Raw genomic sequence first — 23,387 nt, 5'->3', positions numbered from 1 at the left:
GAGCGACGCTCAGACCGACCGGTGGCACTGGTCCCGAGGGCCGGCCCCCGCGTCCGCAGGGCCCCGGGAAGCCTGGAGAAGTGGAGCCGCCGTGACCTCCCCCGCCGTCAGCAGTCGTGCCCTCCCGCACCCCGAGCGCGGCGAGATCCGGCTGGAGGGCATCCTGCACGCCCTGTCCGACCCGGGGCGCCTGCGGATCGCGCGAGAGCTCGCCGCGGCCGACGGCGAGCTCTCCTGTTCGCACTTCGATCTGCCCGTCACCAAGTCGACGACCACCCACCACTTCCGGGTGCTGCGCGCGCTAGACGATCTCTTCCCGGGGCTTCTCGACACCCTCCTCGACGCCGCCGCCCGCCAGGCCGTCCGGGTCGGGAGCGGCTGAACCGGCCCTTGAGGGCAGGTGGTTGAAGAGCAGGTTCAGCACGATCGCGGTCAGGCAGCCCGCGCTGATACCGCTGTTCATCACCGTCTGGAACCAGTCGGGGAACTTCTGGTAGATCGTCGGCACGCCGACCGGCAGCACCCCCATGGCCACCGAGACGGCCACCACCGTCAGGTTGTTGTTGCCCTTGAAGTCCACCTGGGTGAGCGTCCTCAGGCCGCTCGCCGCGACCGTCCCGAACATCACCAGGCCCGCCCCGCCCAGCACCGGCGCCGGGATCGCCGCGACCACCGCACCCAGCTTGGGCAGCAGGCCCAGCAGCACCAGGATGCCGCCGGCCGTGGCGACGACCCAGCGGCTGCGCACCCGGGTCATGCCGACCAGGCCCACGTTCTGGGCGTACGCCGTGTACGGGAAGGTGTTGAAGACGCCGCCGAGGACGGTGGACAGGCCGTCGGCGCGCAGGCCGTCGGAGAGGGAGCGCGGCTCGACCCGGCGGTCCGTCATCTCGCCGACCGCGATCAGGTCACCGGTCGTCTCGGTCATCGTCACCAGTGCCACGACCAGCATCGACACGATCGCCGAGAACTCGAAGGTCGGCGCCCCGAAGTGGAACGGCGTGCTGATGCCGACCCAGTCCGCGTCCCCGACCCCGTCGAAGTCCGTGAACCCGAAGGGGACGGCCACCACAAGGCCCACCACGATGCCGACCAGCACCGCGATCCGGCTCAGGAACGCCGGCGCGAACCGCTGCACGCCCAGCACCACCGCCAGCACGAACACGGCCAGCGCGATGTTCCTCGGCGCGCCGAAGTCGGCCGAACCGACCCCGCCCGCCGCCCAGTTGCCCGCGACCGGCAGCAGGGAGACACCGATGATCAGGATCACCGTGCCCGTGACCAGCGGGGGGAAGAAGCGCAGCAGCCTGCCGAAGACCGGAGCGAGCAGCATGATCGCGAGGCCCGCGACGATCACCGAGCCGTAGATCGCGGGGAGTCCGCCGCCCGTCGTGCCGATCAGGACCATCGGGGACACGGCCGCGAAGGTGCAGCCCTGCATGATCGGAAGGCGTACGCCGAAGCGCCAGAAGCCGACGCACTGGATGAGCGTGGCGATACCGCACACCAGCAGGTCGGCGGTGATCAGATACGCCAGGTCCGCCGGCGACAGCTTCATCGCGCTGCCCACGATCAGGGGGACGGCCACGGCGCCGGCGTACATGGCGAGGACGTGTTGGAGGCCGAAGGCGGTGAGCTGTCGTACCGGGGGTACTTCGTCCACGGGGTGCACAGGGGAGGTTTGGGCCATGTCCGAGACCGTAAGCGCGTTGAACAGTTTGTTGATTTCGGGTGTGTTGCCGGTTCGTTAGGGCGTCGCTAGAAGCCGTGGGCGGCGCTGCGCAGCGACTGCCAGTCCGGGAGCTTCACCACGCCCCGCCCCAGCGACGCGCCGAGCTCCGCCTCCGCGCGCTCGATGGCGCACCACCCCGCCCACTCCACCGGCTCGACCCCCGCTGCCCGCAGCGCCTCCAGCGGATCCCCGGGCAGTTCTTTGTGTACGAGCCCGGGGGCGTCCTCCATCAGCGAGGTCACCGTCTCCTTGGCGTCCGGACGGTTGGTGCCGATCACTCCTGTCGGGCCGCGCTTGATCCAGCCGGCCACGTACTCTCCCGGGACGGCGGAACCGCCGTGCACGACACGGCCGTTGACGTGGGGGACCGTGCCGCTCTCCGCGTCGAACGGCAACCCCTCCACCGGCATTCCCCGGTAGCCCACCGAGCGCAGCACCAACTGGGCCTCGATCTCCTCGAATTCACCGGTCCCGCGCACTCCGCCGCGCCCGTCCGGCACCGTCCTCTCGAAGCGCACCGCGCCCACACGGCCGCCGTCGGCCAGGAATTCGACGGGACGCAGGAAGAAGCGCAACGAGATCCTGCGGGAGGACGGCTGTGACGGGCCGGTCGCCCAGCCCCGCAGCACCTCCACGTTCCGGCGCTGCGCCGCCGGCAGGGCAGAGGGGTCGAGGCAGGCCGGGTCCAGGGCCAGCTCCTCCGCGCGTGCGGCCACTTCGGTGTCCGGCAGGGACCCCAGCTCGCGCAGCTCCTTGGTGGTGAAGCGGGCCTGGGAAGGGCCCCGCCGACCCACCATGTGGACCTCCGCCACCCGGCTGGCCGCCAGCGCGGTGAGCGCCGGATGCGGGATGTCGGTCGGGCTGAGCTCCGTCATTCCGCGTGCCAGCATCCGCGTCACGTCTACCGCGACGTTCCCCACGCCGATGACCACCGCCGACCGGGTTCCGGCCACGAATCCGTCGGCCGTGGAGTCGGGATGCGCGCTGTACCAGGACACGAACTCCGTCGCCGACCAGCTGCCCGGCAGATCCTCGCCGGGGATCCCCAGGTGCCGGTCGGTCGCGGCGCCCACGCAGTACACCACGGCGTGGTACAGCTCGCGCAGCCGCGCGGCGGACACCCCGCCCGGGCCGATCTCGACACCGCCGAGGAACCGCACCCGCTCGTGCTCCAGGATCGCCCGCAGGCTGTTCTGCAGCGACTTGATCTTCTCGTGGTCCGGTGCCACGCCGTAGCGCACCAGTCCGTACGGGCACGGCAGCCGGTCCAGGACGTCGACGAGCACGTCGGGATCCTGCTGGACGAGGCTCTGGGCGGTGTAGCACCCGCTGGGCCCGGAGCCGACGACGGCGACACGCATACCTTCAGGATCGCACCATCGCCGCTGCGCTCACAGGGTGCTGCGAGCCAGGAGTCCGCGTGTCCGTTCGTATGGAATGTGATCATGCGGTTACGTTGCGTGTGTGCTAGAAGCATCCTTTCTTAATCTTTCTGATCGCTGTCCGACGGACGGCAGCGTGTCCGTGTGGCCCGCGTGGGAAGTGCGGGAGGGCGACGGCGCGACGGCGTGGTTCCACGTCCGGCTGGTCTTCCCCGACGGCGCCCGGGTCGACGCGCTCGCCGTGGTGGCCGGGCAGGGCGTCTCCCTGGAGGACGTACGGGCGGTGCCCGCCCTCTCGCTCGACGACCTGGGGGCGCTCGCGGACTGGATCGAGGGGCCGCTCTTCGCCGCTTGCGGAAGGGAGCCCGAAGTGGAGCCCGAGGGGGAGGCCGAGGAGGCCGGACCGCGCCGTGCCCGCCCCGCCTGGCCGCGTGGCATGGAGGGGCGTTGGCTGATCGCGCAGGAGTACCGGGCCGCCCAGGAGGACGGAGTCGACCCGGTCCTCGCCGTGATGTGCGCGACCGGGCACAGCCGCCGCAAGTCGCTCCGGCTCATCTCCCAGGCGCGTGACGCGGGCTTCCTGACACCACGTCACGCACGGCGCTGAACAGACCGGTTCATCCGCCGGACGTTCGGAGCATGTCCCGCATCCGGTTGATCTCGCTCGTCTGCTGGGCCACCACGTCGTCCGCCATCTCCTCGATCCGGACGTTGTTTCCCTGCCCCTTCACGTCCGTCGCCATGGTGATCGCCCCCTCGTGGTGGGTGATCATCAGGGTGAGGAAGAGCTGGTCGAACGCCTTCCCCTTCGCCGCGCGCAGCTTCTCCAACTGGGTCTCGGTCGCCATGCCGGGCATCGTGGCGTGCGTGTGGCCGTCGCTCTTCTCGGACTGGCCGTGCTCCTTCAGCCAGGCCCGCATCGCGGCGATCTCCGGTCCCTGGGCGGCCGAGATCCGCACGGCGAGCGCCTTGAGCCTCGCCGACTCGGCGCGGTCCGGGGCCAGTTCGGTCAGCTCCAGGGCCTGGGCGTGGTGAGTGATCATCATCCGGGCGTACGTGACGTCCGCCGAGTTGGGGGTGTCGTCGTCGGACCGCTGCTCCTCGGCGTCCTGAGCGGACAGCGTGCGGTTGGCCTCGCCCGGTTCGCCCGGCACCAGCACCGAAGGCCCGGTGGCCGAGGCCGACTTGGGGTCCGCGCCGGAGTCGCAGCCCCCGAGGGCCAGGGCTGCGAGGGCGGCCAGGGCCGCCGTCAGCAGGGGCGCGCGACGAAAAAGCACAGTGGTCACCCGTGGTCCTTTCATTAACAGTTCGTTGCCCTCTGTTGATCTGTGCATGGTGAAGACGATACTGCGGTGACGCGTGAACCGTTCCACATGAACGGCACAGGGAGGAAACAGTGATCCTGTTGAGAGAGTCCCGAACCCGGCACAGACGACTGGGAGTTGCCGCGGCCGCCGCTGGCCTCCTGGCCGCGCTGCTGACCGCCGGTCCGGCCGTCGCGACCCCCGACCCCGGGGACGGTCCGGCCGCGGGCAAAGGAGTGTCCAAGAGCACCGAGGCCGAGGTGAAGGCGGCGATCGCCGACGGCGAGATACCCGGCCAGGACGAGATCGTCCACTCCGACAACATCGAGCACCTCGTCAACATCCCCAAGGACGCACTGCCCGGCACCAATTCGGACCTGGCCTTCCAGGGCAGGTACGCCTTCGCCGGCAACTACGACGGCTTCCGCGTCTTCGACATCAGCAACCCGAAGGCGCCGAAGACGGTGGCCCAGGTGCTGTGCCCCGGCTCGCAGAACGACATTTCCGTCTCCGGGAACCTGCTGTTCCTCTCCACCGACTCCTCGCGCAGCGACAGCAGTTGCAACAGCACCACCCAGCCCGCGACCGAGAAGTCGTCGTGGGAGGGCATGAAGGTCTTCGACATCAGCGACAAGAGGAACCCGAAGTACGTCGCCGCCGTGGAGACCGCCTGCGGCTCGCACACCCACACCCTGGTGCCGGAGCGCAGGAACGTCTACCTGTACGTCTCCTCGTACTCGCCGAGCGCCACCTACCCCGACTGCCGGCCGCCGCACGACGGCATCTCCGTCATCAAGGTGCCCCGCAACGCCCCGGAGAAGGCGGCGGTCGTGAACTTCCCGGTGCTCTTCCCGGGCGAGGGTCCCGACGGCGGTGGCAATCCGGGTTCGCCCACCAACCCGGGCGTATCCAAGACCACCGGCTGCCACGACATCACGGTGCTCCCGGAGAAGGACCTGGCGGCGGGCGCCTGCATGGGGGACGGCATCCTGTTCTCCACCAAGGACCCGGAGCACCCGAAGGTCATCGACCGGGTGCAGGACAACGTGAACTTCGCGTTCTGGCACTCGGCGACCTTCAACCAGAAGGCGAACAAGGTCGTCTTCACCGACGAGTTGGGCGGCGGCGGTGCGGCCACCTGCAACGCGCAGATCGGTCCGAACCGCGGTGCGGACGGCATCTACGACATCGTCGGCAAGGGCGACAAGCGGAGGCTGGTCTTCCGCGGCTACTTCAAGATCCCCCGCCACCAGGCCGACACCGAGAACTGTGTCGCGCACAACGGCTCGCTGATCCCGGTCAAGGGCAAGGACATCATGGTCCAGGCCTGGTATCAGGGCGGTGTCTCCGTCTGGGACTTCACCGACTCCACGAAGCCCAAGGAGATCGCCTACTTCGAGCGCGGCCCGCTGAGCACCGCCACCATGCAGACCGGCGGAGCGTGGTCGGCGTACTACTACAACGGCTACATCTACTCGAACGACATCGCCAAGGGCTTCGACGTCCTGAAGCTCAGTGACAAGCGCACGGACCCGGCCAGGAAGGTGCGACTCGGCGAGCTCAACGTCCAGACGCAGCCGGACTACTTCGACTGATCCTCGGACTCCCGGCCCGTCTCGAAGAAGCGCGACAGATCCGTGTCGTACGTCCCGTCGGGTGCCTCGGTGCCCGGCGGGACGCCCTGCTCCCAGTCGAGCCGGTAGCGCGTGAACAACTCGGCGCGCAGGATCGTCATCGGCAACGGGACGTTCGGCAGCACCATCGCGTACACCGCGCCCATGAGCTGCGAGCGCAGCATCGGGTAGTCGGTCTCGACCGTCTGTGAACCGTGCCGCTCCATCGTGTCCCGCAGCAGTTCGGCGAGGCGCTGCTGCTCGGGGCACTCCACGAAACCGATGCCGTCCAGCAGGCCCGCCATGTGCTGGCGCATCAGCACCGTCCGGTCCCGGGCCAGGCCCAGGACCGCGTCGATGGCCCGGGCCATCCGCTCCCTGCCGTCCTCGGTGCGCGGTTCGCGCTCCAGCGCCTCCTCCAGTGTGCGGTGCATGAGCCGGTGCACGGCGGACTGCACGAGCTGGCGCTTGCCGGGGAAGTAGTACGACACCAGACCGCGCGCCGAACCGGCCCGGTCCGCGATGTCGCCGAGGGTCGTGGCCTCGTAACCGCGCTCGGAGACCAGCTCCAGCGCCGCCTGCAGAAGCCGCTCCCGGGAACGGCGGCGCAACTCTTCATTGACCGAGGCGCTGCGCGGGGACATCCTGAAACTCCTGCGTTGACTGGCTATCAGCCAACTATACTCAACGCGTCCGGACCGGCTCACGAAAGGCCTGGTCGGGGCTGCCGCCTGCTCTGGGCGACGCGGGGGATCGTCCAGGGTGGGCGAGCACACGCCCCAATGGTGTCCTCAGGCGACCTTCCAACGGGGCGGCCACCCGGTTTTCAGCCACTTTTTTGGCGTCGATTCCAGGCGTCGGTCCCGGGCTTCAGTCCACCAGGCCGAGGACCGTCCGCAGCGCGTCGGGCCGCTCCGCCGCCGGCAGATGATCCACGAAGTGGACCGCACAGCCAAGGGCCGCCGCGCCGCCGTCCGCCCGCCGGTCGTCGCCGACCATCAGGACGTCCCGGGGCCCGACGCCCAGCGCCGTGCATGCGGTCTTGAAGAGTCGCGGGTCCGGTTTCTGGACGCCGTGTTCGTACGACAGCACATACGCGTCGACGTACGGATCGAGGCCGTGTGCACGGAAGACCGGGCGCAGGTCCCAGCCGATGTTGCTGACGACGCCCACCTTGATCCCGCGCTCGCGCAGTGTGCGCAGCACCTCGGCGGCATCGGGGTACGGCTGCCAGGCGGCGGGGAGCATGTGCCGCTCGTACAACGCGTCGTGCAGGGCGGGATCCGGCAGCGGGACGAGCCGGGAGAGTCCGGTGTACGCGGCCCGGTGCAGCTCGGCGCTCTCGTCCCGGACTCCCCACACAGCGGCCAGCTCGTCCGGCATCGGCACCCGGGGCGCCACACCGCCGGGCAGCGCCCCCACCTTCTCCAGCTCCCGCGCGGCCCTCGTCAACTCGGCCTCGTCGAGGGAGAGTCCCGCCTCGTCGAGGACGGCCCGCAACCAGGACTCGGTGGACTCGATCCGGAAGAGGGTTCCCGAGAAGTCGAAGAGGACGGCAGCCATACGATGATCTTACGGCCCGCGTTCCAGCCCGCGGACAGCCAGGTGGCAGCCGTCCTTCACGGCCGGTACCGCTGGTGGACCGTCACCGCGAGGGTCACGAGCATCGCGCCCAGCAGCCAGCCGCCGAGCACGTCCGAGGGCCAGTGGACGCCCAGCCAGATGCGGGTGAGGCCGACGCCCACGACGGAGATCACGGCGAGGGTCAGGGCTGTGAGCCACAGGGCGCGGCCGGCGCCGTAGTGGTGGAGGAGCCACAGGAGGAGGCCGCAGACGACCGTGGCCGTCAGGGCGTGGCCCGAGGGGTAGGCCGCGAAGTGGGCGGTGTCGACGGGATCGGGCCAGACGGGGCGTGCGCGGCCGACCGCGGACTTCAGGACCTGCTGGATCAGTGTGCCCAGCGCACATGTGACCACCAGCCATACGGCGGTCCAGCGGGCGTTGCGGCGCCACACCAGCCAGATTGCCGCGACCGCGGCCAGGAGGCGCATCGCCCAGGGATCCCAGATCCAGTCGGTGAGGATGCGGAAGACGTGCGTGAGCGCCGGCTCGTCGACCGCCCAGCCATGGGTGGTGTCGGCGATGTCGCCGTCCACGCTGAGCAGCGGATGCCACTTGACCACGACCAGCACGAGCAGCAGCAGCGAGCACAGGGCGAGGGCCCCGGTCGCGCGGGCCGCGGTCCGGTGCTCCGGCGGACGGGGCGGAGAGTCGACGGACGGGGTGTGCATGGTGCGATCCTCGCCGACTTGTGTGGCTTGAGGCGAATTCCGGGGCGTGGGTGGGCTGGACGGTCCGTTGCCGGGTTCCCTGTCCTCCACGGGTGTATGCACCGATGCGTGACAGGGGAGCTCGACCGGCAGGGTCGCGGCGGTCAGAGCGTCAGCAGCATGGCCACCATCGCGATGCCCATCGACAGGCGGCACGCGCGCGAGAGTTCGGGCCGGTCGCCCCAGCCGACGCTGCCGGCACCCGCGGTCGCCGGTATCAGGCGGGCGCCGGACAGCAGGACGTATCCCACGAAGTAGAGGAGCAGGACGCCCGTCACCGCGGGGACACCCGAACCGCCGTGGTGCCCGGGAGAGGCCGCCATCACCACGGCCATGTAGACCATGGCCCCGGCTCCCACCAGGTGGTGCAGATGATGGGTGCTCGTGCGCGCCGCCCACAGCGCGCGCAGCGCGGCCCCGCCGAACACCGCCGCGCACAGCGGCCAGGCCCACGACGGGGGCGTGAACACCGCGGCCGGTACGGCCATCGCGGCCATCCCGAAGCCCATCAGCGCCTCGCCGCCCGCGGTCCGGCGCTGTTCCTCGACGCTGCTGCGCATCCGCAGCAGGCAGTACGCCCCGGTCGCCGCGCAGAGCGCCACCAGCAGCCAGCCGGGCGAAGCCGGTCCGTGCACGCCCACCTCCCCGCTCGACGGTCGGCCAAGGCATGCCCGGGCCACGCGGCGCGCAATCGAGCGCAAGGGTGTACGCGGGGAGCGTGCGACGGAGCACAGCAGGTCAGGGGGAGGGCCCGGATATCGTTTACAGGTAAAACACCTGTTAAAGTGTTGACCCATGAGCAGTGCGACCCCCCGTTCCGGCACTCCCCGTGTACGCCGACTTCCGCTGGCCGGCGTGCTGAGCCTCGGCAGGCCCTCCGACATCTGGTTCAAGCCCGCCCTGAGCGTGGTGGTCGCGGTCGCCCCGCCCAACCTGGCCCTGCTGGCCCTCGGCCGGCTCGATCTGGCGATGTACACCATGGCCGGGTCCCTGTGCGCGCTGTACGCCCACAACCGGCCCTACGCCGCCCGGGCCCGAGCGCTGGCCTGGGTGGTGCTCGGCATGGTCGCCGGCCTCGGCGTCGGCCTGGTCGCCGCCTCCCTCACCGGCAGCGCGGTGGTGCTGGTCACCGTCGGCGCGCTGGTGGCCGCCGTGCAGAAGACGCTCTGCGACGCGACCCGGATCGGCCCGCCGGGCCATGTCGTCCTCACCTTCATCAGCTCCGCCTCCCTGTTCGCCCCGCAGACCCTCGCCCAGGTCCCCGGCCACCTCGTCCTGGCCCTCGCGGCGGGCGCCTGGGCCTGGCTGGTCGGCATGGCGCCCGGCCTGCTCCGGCCGCACGGCCCGGAACGGAGGGCCACCGCCCGCGCCCTGCATACGGCTGCCACGTACGCGGAGAACCCGCGCTCGCAAGCGAGCGGAGCCGCGCACGCCGCCGTCCAGGCCGCCTGGCAGACCCTCCTGTCGGCCGGCGCCCGCTCCGGGACCCGGCGCGCCCTCGCACGCCTCGTCGTCCGCGCCGAGGTCGCCCTGGCCGCCCCGGCCGACGCGGACCCGGACCGCCTGCGCGCCTGGGCCCGCGAACTGCGCGGCACGGCACCGGTCCCGCAGGCGCCGGACGACGACGAACTCCTCGGCGTGGAGATCGAACTCACCACCCCCGCCCACCCGGTGTGGCGCATGCTCGCCCCCCTCGCCGTACGCACCGCCCTGGGCTGCGCCCTGGCCGGTTACGCCTCCCTCGCGCTCGGCGTCGGCCGCCCCTACTGGGCCCTGGTCACCGCGGCCTCCCTCTACCAGGCCAACGTCACCCTCACCTGGAGCCGGGGCGTCCAGCGGATCGTCGGCAACCTCGTCGGGGTGCTGGTGTTCGCCGCCGTCGTCCCGCTCGCCCACCTCGGGCCCGCCGCGCTCGTCCTGTGCTGCCTCGCCTTCAACTTCGGCGCCGAGGCACTCATCGCCCGCAACTACTGGCTCGGCAGCATCTGCGTCACCCCGATGGCCCTGCTCATCACCGAGTTCGCCGGACACCAGGAGCCGGGCCGGCTGATCGCCGAGCGGATCGGGGACACCCTCGTCGGGGCGCTGGTCGGCTTCGTCGCCGCCGTCGCCGTCACGAACCGGCGCGCGGGCGATCATGTCGAGCTGTCGCTGACGGCCGTCGAGCGCGCCCGGGAACACACCGCCCGCATCCTGGCCGAACCGCACCCCGCGCCCGGCGCCCTGGACTCCGCCCGCCGCGCCCTCGCCGCCGCCCTGGTCGACCTGCGCACGACCGTCGAGGCGGCGTCCGGCGAATGGTGGCAGCGCGCCCTGCCGCAGGAGAGGGTGGTGCGCGCCGAACAGGCCGCACACCGTACGCTCGCCGCGACGATCCGGCACCACAGAGCGGAGGACGTACGTCCATGACGGCACCGAACGGCCGACCGGCGGACCCCACGAGAAACGACACCGTCGCCGCCGTCGTCCGGCAGTGGCAGACCGTCCACCCCGGCCTCGACACCGGCCCAATGGAGATCATCGGCCGTGTCAACCGCTGCGCCGCCCTCCTCCAGCAGGCCGAGGACGCCCCCTTGCGCCGGGCCGGGCTCAGCCGCCCCGAGTTCGACCTGCTGGGCGCGCTGCGCCGCACCGGCCACGAGCTGACCCCCGGCGACCTGGCCCGTGAGACCTTCTCCTCCGGCGCCGCCGTCACCAAGCGCCTCAAGCAGCTGACCGAACGGGGCCTGGTGGAGCGCCGGGGCGACACCCGCGACCGGCGCGTCGCCCACGTCCGGCTCACCGACGCCGGCCGTGACCTGGTCGACGGGATCCTGCCCGAGCAACTGGCCTACGAGACGGCCGTGCTCGCCGTCCTGACCCCCGAGGCGCGGGAGGAACTCGCCGCCCGGCTGGGGGAGTTGCTCGGCCGCCTGGAGGGCAGCCTGGGCGTGCGCGTCTGACGCCCCGACCTGCGGTTTCGGAAAATTCGCCCCCCGCCGCCTGTTGACGCGGTCCACCCGCGCTTCTTACGTTCGTCCAGGTCGGTACGGAGCATCGACCGTCGTACGGAATATCGAACGAAGGATGGATGCCGTGGCTGCCGAAGGTCCCGCCCGCGAGAAGCTCACCATCGACCTCGGCACCGAGACCGGCCCCTTCCACGGAGGGGCGAGCGGCACGCTCTACGGCCTCTACGGTGACGGCGTGCCCAGCCGTGTGGTGGTCGAGGGGATGTACCCGCGCACGGTGACGACCAAGGCCCAGGACGGCGTCCAGCACCCCGGCGGCGACGCCCTGGAGATCCTGCCGCCCTTCGTCGCGGCGGGCGGCAAGGACGTCTACGTCTATCTGCCCGACTTCTACCGGGGGTTCCCGTACGAGTGGCCGGGCGCCACCGGTGAGGAGCGGCTCGCCGGGCACCTGGACGTGATCCGCCGCCAGGTCGAACAGGTCCTGACACTGGGGGAGTTGAGGTCCCACATCGTCTATGTGCCGTTCAACGAGCCCGAAGGCAACATGTTCGGCGACGGGGAGTGGAGCTACGACCGGGTCTCCTGGCGGAGCGAACCGGACCACTACTTCGCCGCCTGGGAAGCCGCCCACCACCTCATCAAGGAGCTCGACCCGGACGCGCGCGTGGCCGGACCCAACACCTGCGTCCTGTACCCCGAGGTCCGGGGCTTCCTGGAGTTCGCGAAGGCGCACGACGTGCTGCCCGACATCGTCACCTGGCACGAGCTGTCCTCGCCCGCCGAGGTCCGCACCAACATCGCCAAGTACCGGGAACTGGAAAGGGAGTTGGGTATCGGCCCGCTCCCCGTCAACATCAACGAGTACGCGCACAACTACCACGTCTCCGTCCCCGGCCAGATGATCCAGTGGATCGCCGCGATAGAGGAGTCGAAGGTCGACGCCGACCTGGCCTACTGGAACATCGCCGGCAACCTCAACGACTCGGCGGTGGAGGCCAACAAGGCCAACGGCCAGTGGTGGCTGTACAACGCCTACGGACAGCTGAGCGGAAATACCGTCCGCGTTCTCGCCCCGCACCCCAACGAGCAGTACACGCTGCAGGGCATCGCCACTCTCGACCGCGACAAGCGCCAGGCCAGGGCGCTGTTCGGGGGAGCGGACGCTACGGCGGACATCGTGTTCGAAGGCCTGGACGCCGAGGTGTTCGGATCCGTCGTCCACGTACGGCTCACCGAGATTCCGTGGACGGGCCAAGTGGGCCCGAGCGCAGAGCCTTTGCGCCTGCTGGACGAGGAACTCCCTGTCTCGGACGGCAAGGTGACGCTGAGTCCGGAGGGACTGAACGCCATGTCCGCCTACCAGGTGATCCTGTCGCCGGGCGGCCACGGAGCCGTGCTCCTGCCGCCCTCGGTGCGCTGGAAGCAGACCTACGAGGCCGAGGACGCCACCTACACGGGCGGCGGTTACTCGAAGAACGGGCCCGAGGGTTCCCCGTCCGCCGTGGACCGGTTCGCGACCTCCGGCGGCTACCACGTGGGCGGACTGCGCACCGGCTCCGACGGCGTGCTCGCCTTCGACGTCGAGGTCCCGCAGGACGGGACGTACGACCTCGTGGTCTTCGCGGGCTCCCACAACCTCGCCGACCTGGTGCGCGAGCAGGGACCCACCAACGTCTTCCTGCGCGTCGACGGCGAGGACCCGCGCGAACTGCGGCTGCCGCTCGGCTACAAGCCGGCGGTGTGGGGACACACCGACACCCGGGTGGAACTCTCCGCGGGCCGCCACCGGATCACCCTCGCGGCCCAGGACCCCGACCTCGGCGTGACCAAGGGCGACGCGTGCGTCGACAAGCTGGACCTCGTGCTGCGGGAGGAGGACGAAACCGCCCTGTACGACGCCGAGTTCGCGGACCTCCGCGGTGGCGCCCGGGTCAGCCACGCGCACCGCGGCGCGTCGGGGCCCGCAGTCGCGGTGCTCCCGCGGGGCGGCACCGTCACCTTCTGGGTGCACGCGGCCGACGACGGCGAGGCCTCCGTGACCGTCGACGTACTCGGGCCCGGAGAAGGCGTGTTGAGCGTCAACGGTGAGGAGATCGGGCGCGTCGAGCGGGGCGCCGTACCCCTCTTCCTGGCCGGGGGCGTCAACAGAGTCACGGTCACCGGCACTTCGGACCGGCTGATCGTGGACCGGCTGCGGATCGCGCCCTCGCGCGGTCTGTTGCCCGCCACCGAGTACGCGGCCGAGGAGGGCGTCCTGACCGGCGCGGCGAGGGTGACCGGATACCCGTACGCCACGGGCGGCAAGGCGGTCGAGGGGGTCGGCGCCGGGTCCGCGAACGCCCTCGCCCTGACGGTCACGGCGGACCGCGCCGGACGGCACGCGCTGACGATCCGCTACTCCAACGGCGAGCAGCCCCCCTCCACGCACTACAACCCGGACCCGGTCTGCCGCCACGCCGACGTCTCCGTCAACGGAGCCCCCGCACAGCGCGTCCTGTTCCCGACCACCTTCCACTTCAACAACTTCTGGAACCTGTCCGTACCCGTCACCCTGCGCCCGGGTCTCAACACGCTCACCTTCACCGCCGACCAACTCCCCGACTTCGGCGGCGACACCAGGAACGAGTTCGGCCGGCGTTCCGCCTACGCCCCCGTGATCGACCGGGTCACGGTGACCCCGATCGCCCCCGCGGAGGCCGATGCGCGTCCCCTCTAGAGCACGTCGGTCGCGGTGCGCCGGTACCCCGAGCGCCGGTCGTCGATGGCCTGCCAGCGGTCGCCGTAGATGTTCCTGACGATGGCCGGCTCCCGTACGAAGTCGTGCGGGAAACCGAGCGGCACCGCACTCACCTCGTCCAGACGGGCGACAGCGTCGGCGTCGAGACGGACGTCGACGCTGCCCAGGTTGTCGGCGAGCTGACTCTCCCTGGTGGCCGCGACGATGGGGACGACGTTGCCGGGTCGGCCGAGCAGCCAGGCGAGCGCCACCTGGGCCGGGCTCCAGCCGCCCTGTTCGGCGATCTCCACGACGGCCGTGACGACCTGCTCCTCCTGCGGGCTCGGCTTGTCGCCGCCCCAGGTGTCCAGGCGACCGGTCTCACCCCGCCGGTACTTGCCGGTCAGCTTCCCGCCCGCCAGCGGCGACCACGCCAGCACCGCCTGGCCGAACGCCCGTGCCTGGGGGAGCAGTTCACGCTCCGGAGTGCGCTCCAGCAGGTTGTAGTGCAACTGCGAGCCCGCGAAGGCGGTCCAACCCCGCAACTCCGCAAGGGTGTTGGCCTGGGCGATCTCCCAGGCGGGCCAGTCCGAGACCCCGACGTAGAGCACCTTGCCCGTGCGTACGAGGTCGTCGAGCGCCCGCATGACCTCCTCGACCGGCGTGAAGTTGTCCCGGGCGTGCACCCACAGGATGTCCAGCCGGTCGGTGCGCAGCCGCCCGAGGCTCGCCTCCACCGACTGCACGAGGTTCTTGCGGTGGTTGCCGGCCGAGTTGACGTCCCCCGCACGGGTCCCGCACGTGAACTTGCTGGCCAGCACGAACTCCTCGCGCCGCCCGTCGAGCAGTTCACCGAGGATGCGCTCCGAGGTGCCGCCTGAGTAGTTGTTGGCCGTGTCGACGAAATTGCCTCCCGCGTCGGCGTAGGCGTCGAGAAGCCTGGCGCTGGTCTCCTTGTCGGAGCCGTAGGCGGGATTCTCGCCCATGACCATCGTGCCGAGGCTGAGCTCGCTCACGCGCAGACCGGTCTTGCCGAACAGTGTGTACCGCACGATCAGTTCCCCCTTCAGGCAGGTCGTGCGCACGACGGTAGAAGCTGGAGCGCACTTCAACGCAAGCCGCTTCCGGGACGGCGGCCCCGCGGCCGACGGTCCGCTTCAGCCCCGCCCGGCCGGCGCCGCCAGCTTGCGCAACCGGCGCCAGTTCAGGCGGGGTTGGGCCGTCGGCACGCCCGGACGTTTCCTCGGGACGCGGACGCGGAGCGCTCCGGGGGCGATACGGCAGTGCACCGGGGCGGGCAGGACCAGGGCCTCGCCGTCGACGCCGACCTCGATCTCCGGCTGGTCGGCGGAGACGACCACCTCGCGCGCGGACAGAACCGTGAGGCCCTCCGGATCGGGGTCGAGCAGCAGCGCCGCCGCCTCGGCCGCGCTGTCCACCCTGACGCCGAGGATGCCGAGCAGCCCGGAGTCGAGCCGCTCGCGGCGGCCGAGGCCCACCGGGTCGCCGGTGCGGTAGGCGTTGTTGCTCACCAGGACGGCCTGCGGGCCGTCGATGGTGACGGCGTCGATCCGCGCGGTCAGCCGCGGGCCGCGCTGCCGGGTGAGCAGATCGGGCAGGAGTTCCAGGGTGGTGCCGATCTTGTCGTCACGGTAGGCAGGACTCTGCACGACCGCCGCGTACGCGCCGAAGGAGGCGTTGTTGACGAACGGGTGGTCCGCGACGAAGCCGAGATCCACCCGGAGTTCGACCCCGTCGGTGAGCGCGTCGAGGCAGGCCGCGGGGTCGGTGCGGTCGAGGCCGAGGTCCAAGGCGAAGTGGTTGCGGGTACCGGCGGAGACGACGAGGAACGGCAGGTCGTGTTCGGCGGCGACGGCGGCGACCAGCGCCTGGGTGCCGTCGCCGCCCGCGACGCCGAGCAGGTCCGCGCCGTCCGCCACGGCCGCCTGTGCCAGCGCGGTCACGTCCTGGTTCTTCTCCGGGTCGAGCAGAACGACCCGCGCCCCCAGCCGTTCGGCCTTCTCGCGCAGCCCGAACCGCTCGACCTTCCCGCCTCCGGAGCGGGGATTCATGATCAGGAAGGGCCGCCGCACGGACCGCGCCCGGTGCTCCTTCATACGCTTCGGACGGGTGCCGGTGCTGCGCAGCGCGTAGCGCCCGCTCCACACGGCCACGCTCCACAGCACCGGCGACAGCACGAGCACCCAGCCCAGGGTGACCACGAAGAGGACGAGGACGAGGGCGGGGACGACGACCGCGAGCCCCGCCGCCAGCCAGCGCTCCGGGCCGCGCCGCGTCAGCGTCCACCACACCGCCGCCGCGGTGACGGCCGCGCCCGCGAGCCCGGCCGCCAGCAGCAGAACGCCGCCGAGACCGCCGTACGCGAGGGGGAGCAGCACCGCGAGGGCGGCCGCCCCCAGGGAAGTCCTGGCCGCCCACCGCTGTCTGCGAAAGGCCGGGGCGTTCACGTCCACGCTCATGTGCTCCTCCACTGCTCGACGCCCTCGGGCGACGGGGGCCGGCGGAGCATATCCAAGTCGTCGAAACGGCCGGTACCAGGTGTGATGCCGACGGGTGACGGCGGGGTCAGATGCCGGGCCGGTACCGGATCGGATGGTCCGCCGGTACCTCCACCAGCACGATCGGCGTGCCGTCGGGGTCCGCCACCCACATCTCGACCAGCCCCCACGGCTCCTTCACCGGCGGCCGCACGATCTCGACTCCCTTGGCCAGCAGTTCCTCGTGCGCCGCGGTCACGTCCGCGACCTGGAGCCACAGCCGGACATCCGCGGCCGGCGGAGCCTCGGAGCGTCCCGACAGCTCCAGGAACCCGCCGCCGAGGAAGTAGACGGTGCCCCGCTCCGGCCCCGTGCCGAACTCGCGGTACACCGCGAGGCCCAGCTGATCGCCGTAGAAGACTCGGGAACGCTCCGGATCCGTGGGCCGCAGCAGGACGCGGCCGCTCAGTACGTGCACCATGCGGGCGAGCCTATCGGGGGCGCTACTCTCGACCGTGCCCGTGTCGTGCCCCTGAAGTGGAGATACGCCCCATGGAGACCACCGCCGGCCTCACCTTCCGTGACGCCACCGACGCCGACGTGGACACGCTGGTCGCGCTGGTCGAGTCGGCCTACCGCGGGGACGACAGCCGGGCCGGGTGGACCACCGAGGCGGACATCCTGGAGGGGCAGCGGACGGACCCGGAGGGTGTGCTGGCGGTCATCAAGTCGCCCGACAGCCGGTTGCTGACGGTGGAGCGGGACGGGCAGGTCGTCGCCTGCTGCCAGCTCGAACACCGGGGCACCTACGCCTACTTCGGGATGTTCGCGGTCAGCCCCGCGCTCCAGGGCGGCGGTCTCGGCAAGGTGATCATCGCGGAGGCGGAGCGGATCGCCCGGGAGACCTGGGGCGTCACCGAGATGCACATGACCGTGATCTCCGTGCGCGACGACCTCATCGCCTGGTACGAGCGGCGCGGCTACCGCCGTACGGGAAAGATGACGCCCTTCCCGTACGGCGACGAGCGCTTCGGTGTTCCGCAGCGCGACGACCTGCAGTTCGAGCTGCTGGTCAAGTCGCTGGTGTGACGTTCCTGCCGCGGCTGAGGCGGCTCACGCGGTGAAGCGGCCGGTGCGCTTGATCTGCGGGTAGTCGGTCGTCGCGCCGTCCAGCTCCAGGGCGCGTACCAGCCGCAGATGGTCCTGGGTGTTCACCACCCAGCCGATGATCTTCAGGTCCGCCTTGCGGGCCGCCTCCACGACCTCCAGGGTCAGCCGGCGGATGTTCAGACAGACCGTCCCCGCACCCGCCTCGACGGCGCGCTCGACGATGTCGGGGCCGAAGCGGCTGCCGATCAGCGCGGTCCGGACGCCGGGGACCAGCCGGCCGATCTCGGCGATCGCCTCGTCGTGGAACGAGGACACCTCCACCCGGGAGACCAGATCCCGCCGGATCATGACCTCGGCCAGCGCCCGGGCCGCCGCGATGTCCTTGATCTCGGCCTGGAGCGGCGACCGCACCGCGTCCAGCACCTCCTCGAACACCGGGACGCGCTCCCCGCGCCCCGCGTCCAGGGCGCGCAGTTCGGAGAGGGTCTTCTCGGCGATCGGGCCGGTTCCGTCGGTCGTGCGGTCCACGTCGGTGTCGTGCATGACGACGAGGGCGCCGTCCTTGCTCAGATGCAGATCGAGTTCGATGACGTCGAGGCCGGCCTGCTGGGCGGCGACGAAGGAACGGAGGGTGTTCTCGGGTTCGGTACCCATGACTCCGCGATGACCGATGGTAAGGAAGTTCAAGGTTCAACTCGCTTCCGTCGACGGCGGCTCGGTGCAGAGCCGCAGCCTAACGGCTACGCCGCGTGATGGACCCGTGCGTACACGAGGGATCGCGGTGACGTGTGGGGGAGCGGTATCTCTTACCCGGAATCACGGTGTTCATGGCACGCGACAGGAAAAAGTTCGGTGACCATTGGGGTCGGCAGGATAACTTCCCGTAACCGCTCTTGCTGGGTGGAAGCTCGTATGTATACGGTCTCCATACGCGAGCTTCTCCCGTGGAGGATGGGACATGACGGAAATTCTTGTGCAGGCGGCTTCGGGGGACCAGGTTCCTCCGGTGACCAGGGTGGTGGAGCACCCGGCATGGCCCGTGCTCAAGGATGCCGTGGAGCGGATCCGGCCATGGCAGTCCAAGGACGGGTCGATCGACTTCGAGGCCGAGAGCGCACCCGCGCGCGGGGACGCCGAGGCGGCGGTACGGCGTGTCGTCGACGCGGTGCAGGAGCTGTCGCCCCTGCTGCCGCACGACGCGGACTACCACGGCGCGCTCGTCAAGGACCTCCTGCGCTGGTCCGAGGGCGGCTTCGAGGTGCCCGACTTCCTCGACTCCCTGCTGGCCTTCCAGCCCGCCGCGAACCGCGCGGACGGCCTCCAGCACCTGGTCGTCTTCCCGATGTACACGCAGAACGGCAACCCCGACCGCAACCTGGAGGCGGTCGTGCTGCGCATGGTCTGGCCCGACTGGCTGGCCGAGCTGGAGCGCACCCGCTACGACAACCCGCTGTTCTGCGGCATCAAGTTCGAGGACTTCACGGCCGGCTACGACACCAACTCGGCCGTCCTCTTCCCCGAGACCATCGCCGTGCGCGAGGCGCCGGAACGATTCTCCTGGGGCGGTATCTTCTGCGACCGCGAGGCCGCCCGCTTCCGCCGGGTCACCGACGCGGCCGTCGACATCCTCGGCCTCGAGCTGCCCGAGGACATCGCCGCGATGGTCCACGACCAGAAGCGCTGCGAGGAGGCCTTCGTCCTGTGGGACATGGTCCACGACCGCACCCACAGCCACGGCGACCTGCCCTTCGACCCGTTCATGATCAAGCAGCGCCAGCCGTTCTGGATGTACGGCCTCGAAGAACTGCGCTGCGACCTCACCGCCTTCAAGGAGGCCGTGAAGCTCCAGGAGGACGGCGTCCCGCAGGCCCGTGACGTGCAGTACGCGGTCCTCTTCGACCGCATGTTCCGCTTCCCGGTCACCGGTGAGCGGGTCCGCAACTACGACGGCCTCGGCGGCCAGCTCCTCTTCGCCTACCTGCACAAGCACGATGTCGTGCGCTGGACCGACAACAAGCTGTTCATCGACTGGCAGCGGGCCCCGCAGGTCACCAACCAGCTGTGCGGCGAGATCGAGGACCTGTACCGGGCCGGGATCGACCGCCCGAAGCTCGTCCACTGGTTCGCCGCCTACGACCTGGTCTCCCAGTATCTCGCTCCGCACCCGGGCTCCAAGTGGGCCAAGGGCCCGGACGCCCTCGACCTGTCCCAGCCGCCCCGGAAACTCGTCGATGACGTGCTTCCGGACGAGTTTCCGCTGAGCATGTTCTATGAGGCCCTCTCCAAGAAACTGAAGAACGTGATCGCCTCCACGCGGGGCATCACGGCGGAGAGTGCCGAGCGGGTCGCCGCGTGAGCGACCGCACCACAACAGCTCAGGAGGCGAAGCGCATGGTGGGGAACGGAGCTCTCGACGGTGCGGTGATCGCGGTGGCCGGTGCGGGCGGGCCCGCGGGCCGCGCGGCACTGCTGCGGCTGGCCGAGGCGGGCGCGACCGTCGTCGGCGCGGACAACGACCCGGAGCGGCTCGCGGAGGCCGTGGACGCGGCACGCTACGCCTCGGGCGGCGCCACGGTCACCGGCGAGCCGGTCGACCTGCTCGACCTGGAGTCCACCCGCGACTGGGCCGCGCACATCGAGAAGGACTTCGGCCGGGTCGACGGCCTGGTCCACCTCGTCGGCGGCTGGCGCGGCAGCGAGACCTTCATCAAGTCGAGCCTGGACGACTGGGACTTCCTGGAGCTGCTGCTCATCCGCACCGTGCAGCACACCTCCCTCGCGTTCTACGAGGGTTTGCAGCGCAGCGAGCGCGGCCGCTACCTCCTGATCAGCGCGGCCGGCGCGACGAAGCCCACCGCGGGCAACGCCTCGTACGCCGCCGCCAAGGCCGCCGCCGAGGCCTGGACGCTCGCTCTCGCCGACGCCTTCCGCAAGGCCGGGGGCGCCGACGGGCCGAGGTCCGCGGCTGCGATCCTGGTGGTGAAGGCACTGGTGCACGAGGCCATGCGCGCCGAGCGGCCCAACGCGAAGTTCGCGGGCTTCACGGACGTCAAGGATCTGGCCGAGGCCATCGTCGATGTCTGGGACAAGCCCGCCGCCGAAGTGAACGGAAACCGTCTGTGGCTCACCGAGAAGCCGTGAACCCGACCGCCTTTACGCAGGCTCGACGCCATCACGACCCGGACGTCCGCGGCTTCGCCAGCGACAACTACGCCGGGGCCCACCCGGAGGTGCTCGCCGCCCTGGCCCTGGCCAACGGCGGGCACCAGGTCGCGTACGGCGAGGACGACTACACCGAGAACCTCCAGGGGATCATCCGCAGCCACTTCGGGGCCACGGCGGAGGCGTTCCCGGTCTTCAACGGCACCGGCGCCAACGTCGTCGCGCTCCAGGCGGTCACCGACCGCTGGGGCGCGGTGATCTGCGCCGAGAGCGCGCACATCAACGTCGACGAGGGCGGTGCCCCCGAGCGGATGGGCGGCCTCAAGCTGCTCACCGTGCCCACCCCGGACGGCAAGCTCACGCCCGACCTGATCGACAGGCAGGCCTACGGCTGGGACGACGAGCACCGCGCGATGCCGCAGGTCGTCTCGATCACCCAGTCCACGGAACTCGGCACGCTCTACACACCGGACGAGATCCGCGCGATCTGCGACCACGCCCACGCGCACGGGATGAAGGTCCACCTGGACGGCTCCCGCATAGCCAACGCGGCCGCCTCCCTCGACGTGCCCATGCGGACGTTCACCAACGCGGTCGGCGTCGACATCCTCTCCCTGGGCGGCACGAAGAACGGCGCGCTGTTCGGCGAGGCGGTCGTGGTCATCAACCAGGACGCCGTCTCCCACATGAAGCACCTGCGCAAGCTGTCCATGCAGCTGGCCTCCAAGATGCGTTTCGTATCGGTGCAGTTGGAGGCCCTGCTCGCCAAGGACCTGTGGCTGCGCAACGCCCGCCACGCCAACGAGATGGCCCAGCGCCTGGCCGAGGGCGTCCGAGCCGTCCACGGCGTCGAGATCCTGTACCCGGTCCAGGCCAACGGCGTCTTCGCCAAGCTCCCGCACGACGTGAGCGAGCGCCTCCAGAAGCGCTTCCGCTTCTACTTCTGGGACGAGGCCGCGGGCGTGGTCCGCTGGATGTGCGCCTTCGACACGACCGAGGACGATGTGGATGCCTTTGTGGCGGCGTTGAAGGAGGAGATGGCGCGCTGAGGCATGGTCGGCGGGCCGGGGGCGGCTGGGGTGTGTGCTGGCCGGGGTGAGGGGGTCCGGTGGTGTCCGGCCCGGCGGGGGAGACGTGTGGAGTGGTGTCGATCAGGCGATGCCGTGCGGCGGCGCTGCGTCGGCGTGATCCGCTTCTGGGCGGCCGCGGGCGTGGTCCGCTGGATGTGCCCTTCGACACGGCCGAGGACGATGTGGATGCCTTTGTGGGGGTGCTCAAGGAGGAGATGGCGCGCTAGATGTGCCGGCCCGGCGCGTTGGTGGCACGCGGGCCGGGCCGGAGGCCGCCTGTGCTTGCATGCCGGTGTGGATGGGACGAAACTGCGGGTCCGGCCGAGGACCGATGACGACGTCGAGGCCTGCGTGCGGGCCTTGGCGGAGGTCCATCACCGCGACGGTTATCCGGTGAACTGGCCCGCCCGGCCCGGCGAGTGGCTGGCGCGGGAGGCCGTGCTGGGGAGCTGGGTCGCCGATCTGGACGGTCGGGTGGCGGGCCATGTGAGCCTCTGTCGCGCCGGTGAGGGCGATCTGGCCCCGGTCCTGTGGAGCGAGCGCAACGGCACGAGCGGGGAACAGGCCGCCGTGGTCGGCCGGTTGTTCGTCGCCCCGCAGGCGAGAGGGCACGGGATCGGCGCCCTGCTGATGGGGCGGGCAGTGGAGGAGGCGCGGCAGCGCGGCCTGCACCCGGTGCTGGACGTCGTCGCCTCCGACACCGCCGCCGCGGCCCTGTACGAACGACTGGGCTGGACAAGGCTCGCCACGGTCGGGCAGCGGTGGAGCGCGGACCAGGTGGTGACCATCCACTGCTACTCCGCATAAATATACCGAGCATCGTAAAATAATTGACTCACGGGTGATCGTCTTCCTATGCTCTGCGGGCATGGAGCTGATCCAGAACACCCCCGACCTTTCCGCTTACTTGGTCGCAGACGAGGTCATCAACCACGATCACCCGGTGGTGAGGGAGACGGCCGCACGTCTCGCCCGGGAAGCGGTCGACTCGTATGCCTATGCGCGGCTCGCCTTCGAGTTCGTCCGCGACACCATCCCGCACTCCCAGGACTCCGGAGACCTCCGCGTCACCTGGCGGGCCTCCGACGTCCTGGAGCAGGGCACCGGCATCTGTTACGCCAAGGCCCACGCGCTGGCCGCCCTGCTGCGTGCCGAGGACATCCCGACCGCGCTCTGCTACCAGAAGTTCAACGTGGTGCACGGCCTGGTCGCCGTGCGGTTCAACGGCGCCTGGCACCGCCAGGACCCCCGCGGCAACAAGCCCGGCGTGGACGCCCAGTTCTCCCTGGACGGCGAGCGGCTGGCCTCCACGCCCGCACCGGAGTCCGACGAGAGGGACTACCCGGTCCTGTACGCAGAACCCCACCCGGCCGTCCTGAGCGCCCTCAAGGCCGCACCCGACGGGCCGCACCTCTGGAACACGCTCCCCACCGAACTCTCGGGCGGCTTCCTGTAGGAGAGACTGGCGCCGACGCCGACGCGGGACATGGAGAGGGCGGCCACCGGACCGACCGAA

Annotated in this window: 24 protein-coding genes; 13 read left to right on the top strand and 11 right to left on the bottom strand. The window is 70.7% G+C overall.

Going from position 1 to position 23,387, the window contains the following annotated elements; all coding sequences use genetic code 11:
• Nucleotides 1-91 precede the first annotated feature (91 nt).
• Nucleotides 92-382, top strand: a complete 291-nt coding sequence (locus ACFYZ8_RS17605; protein WP_388530274.1) for an ArsR/SmtB family transcription factor — start codon at nucleotides 92-94, stop codon at nucleotides 380-382.
• Here ACFYZ8_RS17605 and ACFYZ8_RS17600 read toward each other — a convergent pair.
• Together ACFYZ8_RS17600 and ACFYZ8_RS17595 are read right to left on the bottom strand one after the other, a co-directional pair.
• Complete coding sequence (locus ACFYZ8_RS17600; RefSeq protein ID WP_388530277.1) at nucleotides 302-1,690, bottom strand: nucleobase:cation symporter-2 family protein; 1,389 nt, start codon at nucleotides 1,688-1,690, stop codon at nucleotides 302-304. The two genes, ACFYZ8_RS17605 and ACFYZ8_RS17600, sit on opposite strands and share 81 nt — an antisense overlap.
• Before the next feature lie 68 nt (nucleotides 1,691-1,758).
• On the bottom strand, nucleotides 1,759-3,093 hold the full coding sequence (locus ACFYZ8_RS17595) for an FAD-dependent oxidoreductase (RefSeq protein ID WP_388530280.1): 1,335 nt from the start codon (nucleotides 3,091-3,093) through the stop codon (nucleotides 1,759-1,761).
• A gap of 157 nt (nucleotides 3,094-3,250) precedes the next feature.
• Between ACFYZ8_RS17595 and ACFYZ8_RS17590 the strand changes: the two genes are divergently transcribed.
• Nucleotides 3,251-3,721: a DUF6214 family protein gene (locus ACFYZ8_RS17590; protein WP_388530283.1), complete on the top strand. Its 471-nt coding sequence runs from the start codon at nucleotides 3,251-3,253 to the stop codon at nucleotides 3,719-3,721.
• A 10-nt stretch (nucleotides 3,722-3,731) separates the two neighbouring features.
• Here the strand turns inward: ACFYZ8_RS17590 and ACFYZ8_RS17585 are convergent, their stop codons facing one another.
• A complete protein-coding gene (locus tag ACFYZ8_RS17585; RefSeq protein ID WP_388532070.1) occupies nucleotides 3,732-4,415 on the bottom strand; it encodes a DUF305 domain-containing protein in 684 nt (227 codons plus the stop codon).
• 95 nt (nucleotides 4,416-4,510) lie between these two features.
• On the opposite strand from ACFYZ8_RS17585, the gene ACFYZ8_RS17580 reads away from it, so the two are divergent.
• Complete coding sequence (locus ACFYZ8_RS17580; protein WP_388530286.1) at nucleotides 4,511-6,013, top strand: LVIVD repeat-containing protein; 1,503 nt, start codon at nucleotides 4,511-4,513, stop codon at nucleotides 6,011-6,013.
• On the opposite strand, the gene ACFYZ8_RS17575 is transcribed toward ACFYZ8_RS17580, so the two are convergent.
• From ACFYZ8_RS17575 to ACFYZ8_RS17560, 4 genes are all read right to left on the bottom strand, one after another.
• Nucleotides 6,001-6,675, bottom strand: coding sequence for a helix-turn-helix domain-containing protein (locus tag ACFYZ8_RS17575; RefSeq protein WP_359028315.1), 675 nt, complete (start codon nucleotides 6,673-6,675; stop codon nucleotides 6,001-6,003). The genes ACFYZ8_RS17580 and ACFYZ8_RS17575 overlap by 13 nt on opposite strands.
• A gap of 226 nt (nucleotides 6,676-6,901) precedes the next feature.
• Nucleotides 6,902-7,594: an HAD-IA family hydrolase gene (locus tag ACFYZ8_RS17570; RefSeq protein ID WP_359028316.1), complete on the bottom strand. Its 693-nt coding sequence runs from the start codon at nucleotides 7,592-7,594 to the stop codon at nucleotides 6,902-6,904.
• Between the two features lie 56 nt (nucleotides 7,595-7,650).
• On the bottom strand, nucleotides 7,651-8,322 hold the full coding sequence (locus ACFYZ8_RS17565; protein WP_388530290.1) for a phosphatase PAP2 family protein: 672 nt from the start codon (nucleotides 8,320-8,322) through the stop codon (nucleotides 7,651-7,653).
• A 143-nt stretch (nucleotides 8,323-8,465) separates the two neighbouring features.
• Entirely contained in the window at nucleotides 8,466-8,996 is a 531-nt protein-coding gene (locus ACFYZ8_RS17560; RefSeq protein WP_359028318.1) for a DUF5134 domain-containing protein, read from the bottom strand.
• 160 nt (nucleotides 8,997-9,156) lie between these two features.
• Between ACFYZ8_RS17560 and ACFYZ8_RS17555 the strand changes: the two genes are divergently transcribed.
• The 3 genes from ACFYZ8_RS17555 (at nucleotide 9,157) to ACFYZ8_RS17545 (ending at nucleotide 14,031) form a co-directional block, all read left to right on the top strand.
• The gene (locus tag ACFYZ8_RS17555; protein ID WP_388530293.1) at nucleotides 9,157-10,770 is read left to right on the top strand and encodes an FUSC family protein; all 1,614 of its coding nucleotides are present in this window, start codon (nucleotides 9,157-9,159) and stop codon (nucleotides 10,768-10,770) included.
• Nucleotides 10,767-11,303: a MarR family transcriptional regulator gene (locus tag ACFYZ8_RS17550; RefSeq protein WP_359028320.1), complete on the top strand. Its 537-nt coding sequence runs from the start codon at nucleotides 10,767-10,769 to the stop codon at nucleotides 11,301-11,303. The genes ACFYZ8_RS17555 and ACFYZ8_RS17550 overlap by 4 nt, the downstream gene beginning before the upstream one ends.
• Before the next feature lie 124 nt (nucleotides 11,304-11,427).
• Entirely contained in the window at nucleotides 11,428-14,031 is a 2,604-nt protein-coding gene (locus ACFYZ8_RS17545; RefSeq protein WP_388530297.1) for a cellulosome protein, read from the top strand.
• Here the strand turns inward: ACFYZ8_RS17545 and ACFYZ8_RS17540 are convergent.
• The 3 genes from ACFYZ8_RS17540 to ACFYZ8_RS17530 form a co-directional block, all read right to left on the bottom strand.
• On the bottom strand, nucleotides 14,028-15,083 hold the full coding sequence (locus ACFYZ8_RS17540; protein WP_388530300.1) for an aldo/keto reductase: 1,056 nt from the start codon (nucleotides 15,081-15,083) through the stop codon (nucleotides 14,028-14,030). The two genes, ACFYZ8_RS17545 and ACFYZ8_RS17540, sit on opposite strands and share 4 nt — an antisense overlap.
• 105 nt (nucleotides 15,084-15,188) lie before the next feature.
• Entirely contained in the window at nucleotides 15,189-16,511 is a 1,323-nt protein-coding gene (locus ACFYZ8_RS17535) for a diacylglycerol/lipid kinase family protein (protein WP_388530302.1), read from the bottom strand.
• A 106-nt stretch (nucleotides 16,512-16,617) separates the two neighbouring features.
• Nucleotides 16,618-17,010: a glyoxalase superfamily protein gene (locus tag ACFYZ8_RS17530; RefSeq protein ID WP_359028324.1), complete on the bottom strand. Its 393-nt coding sequence runs from the start codon at nucleotides 17,008-17,010 to the stop codon at nucleotides 16,618-16,620.
• 71 nt (nucleotides 17,011-17,081) lie between these two features.
• Here ACFYZ8_RS17530 and ACFYZ8_RS17525 point away from each other — a divergent pair, with 71 nt between their 5' ends.
• Complete coding sequence (locus tag ACFYZ8_RS17525; protein WP_359028325.1) at nucleotides 17,082-17,618, top strand: GNAT family N-acetyltransferase; 537 nt, start codon at nucleotides 17,082-17,084, stop codon at nucleotides 17,616-17,618.
• Nucleotides 17,619-17,642: 24 nt separating this feature from the next.
• Here the strand turns inward: ACFYZ8_RS17525 and ACFYZ8_RS17520 are convergent, their stop codons facing one another.
• Complete coding sequence (locus tag ACFYZ8_RS17520) at nucleotides 17,643-18,326, bottom strand: glycerophosphodiester phosphodiesterase family protein (protein WP_359028326.1); 684 nt, start codon at nucleotides 18,324-18,326, stop codon at nucleotides 17,643-17,645.
• Between the two features lie 271 nt (nucleotides 18,327-18,597).
• Between ACFYZ8_RS17520 and ACFYZ8_RS17515 the strand changes: the two genes are divergently transcribed.
• From ACFYZ8_RS17515 to ACFYZ8_RS17490, 6 genes are all read left to right on the top strand, one after another.
• Nucleotides 18,598-19,995, top strand: a complete 1,398-nt coding sequence (locus ACFYZ8_RS17515) for a DUF6421 family protein (protein WP_359028327.1) — start codon at nucleotides 18,598-18,600, stop codon at nucleotides 19,993-19,995.
• A gap of 35 nt (nucleotides 19,996-20,030) precedes the next feature.
• On the top strand, nucleotides 20,031-20,780 hold the full coding sequence (locus ACFYZ8_RS17510) for an SDR family oxidoreductase (protein ID WP_359028328.1): 750 nt from the start codon (nucleotides 20,031-20,033) through the stop codon (nucleotides 20,778-20,780).
• Nucleotides 20,777-21,850 carry a threonine aldolase family protein gene (locus ACFYZ8_RS17505; protein ID WP_388530527.1) on the top strand — a complete coding sequence of 358 codons (1,074 nt, stop codon included), beginning with the start codon at nucleotides 20,777-20,779 and terminating at the stop codon, nucleotides 21,848-21,850. The genes ACFYZ8_RS17510 and ACFYZ8_RS17505 overlap by 4 nt, the downstream gene beginning before the upstream one ends.
• A 92-nt stretch (nucleotides 21,851-21,942) precedes the next feature.
• A complete protein-coding gene (locus tag ACFYZ8_RS17500; protein WP_388530530.1) occupies nucleotides 21,943-22,098 on the top strand; it encodes a hypothetical protein in 156 nt (51 codons plus the stop codon).
• Nucleotides 22,099-22,165: 67 nt separating this feature from the next.
• Entirely contained in the window at nucleotides 22,166-22,678 is a 513-nt protein-coding gene (locus ACFYZ8_RS17495; protein ID WP_388530533.1) for a GNAT family N-acetyltransferase, read from the top strand.
• A 61-nt stretch (nucleotides 22,679-22,739) separates the two neighbouring features.
• Nucleotides 22,740-23,327: a transglutaminase domain-containing protein gene (locus ACFYZ8_RS17490; protein ID WP_388530536.1), complete on the top strand. Its 588-nt coding sequence runs from the start codon at nucleotides 22,740-22,742 to the stop codon at nucleotides 23,325-23,327.
• The last annotated feature ends 60 nt before the right edge of the window (nucleotides 23,328-23,387 follow it).

It is taken from the genome of Streptomyces sp. NPDC001668 (genome assembly GCF_042893155.1).
Classification (GTDB): Bacteria; Actinomycetota; Actinomycetes; order Streptomycetales; family Streptomycetaceae; genus Streptomyces.
This window is presented reverse-complemented; position numbering and strand designations above follow the sequence as displayed.

Excerpts from the sequence above, each read along its gene's own strand:
- ACFYZ8_RS17525 (WP_359028325.1), top strand. The coding sequence starts at position 17,082 with ATGGAGACCACCGCCGGCCTCACCTTCCGTGACGCCACCGACGCCGAC.
- ACFYZ8_RS17535 (WP_388530302.1), bottom strand. The coding sequence starts at position 16,511 with ATGAGCGTGGACGTGAACGCCCCGGCCTTTCGCAGACAGCGGTGGGCG.
- ACFYZ8_RS17510 (WP_359028328.1), top strand. The coding sequence starts at position 20,031 with ATGGTGGGGAACGGAGCTCTCGACGGTGCGGTGATCGCGGTGGCCGGT.
- ACFYZ8_RS17570 (WP_359028316.1), bottom strand. The coding sequence starts at position 7,594 with ATGGCTGCCGTCCTCTTCGACTTCTCGGGAACCCTCTTCCGGATCGAG.
- ACFYZ8_RS17575 (WP_359028315.1), bottom strand. The coding sequence starts at position 6,675 with ATGTCCCCGCGCAGCGCCTCGGTCAATGAAGAGTTGCGCCGCCGTTCC.
- ACFYZ8_RS17545 (WP_388530297.1), top strand. The coding sequence starts at position 11,428 with ATGGATGCCGTGGCTGCCGAAGGTCCCGCCCGCGAGAAGCTCACCATC.
- ACFYZ8_RS17565 (WP_388530290.1), bottom strand. The coding sequence starts at position 8,322 with ATGCACACCCCGTCCGTCGACTCTCCGCCCCGTCCGCCGGAGCACCGG.
- ACFYZ8_RS17595 (WP_388530280.1), bottom strand. The coding sequence starts at position 3,093 with ATGCGTGTCGCCGTCGTCGGCTCCGGGCCCAGCGGGTGCTACACCGCC.
- ACFYZ8_RS17550 (WP_359028320.1), top strand. The coding sequence starts at position 10,767 with ATGACGGCACCGAACGGCCGACCGGCGGACCCCACGAGAAACGACACC.
- ACFYZ8_RS17515 (WP_359028327.1), top strand. The coding sequence starts at position 18,598 with ATGACGGAAATTCTTGTGCAGGCGGCTTCGGGGGACCAGGTTCCTCCG.
- ACFYZ8_RS17490 (WP_388530536.1), top strand. The coding sequence starts at position 22,740 with ATGGAGCTGATCCAGAACACCCCCGACCTTTCCGCTTACTTGGTCGCA.
- ACFYZ8_RS17585 (WP_388532070.1), bottom strand. The coding sequence starts at position 4,415 with ATGAAAGGACCACGGGTGACCACTGTGCTTTTTCGTCGCGCGCCCCTG.
- ACFYZ8_RS17530 (WP_359028324.1), bottom strand. The coding sequence starts at position 17,010 with ATGGTGCACGTACTGAGCGGCCGCGTCCTGCTGCGGCCCACGGATCCG.
- ACFYZ8_RS17600 (WP_388530277.1), bottom strand. The coding sequence starts at position 1,690 with ATGGCCCAAACCTCCCCTGTGCACCCCGTGGACGAAGTACCCCCGGTA.
- ACFYZ8_RS17555 (WP_388530293.1), top strand. The coding sequence starts at position 9,157 with ATGAGCAGTGCGACCCCCCGTTCCGGCACTCCCCGTGTACGCCGACTT.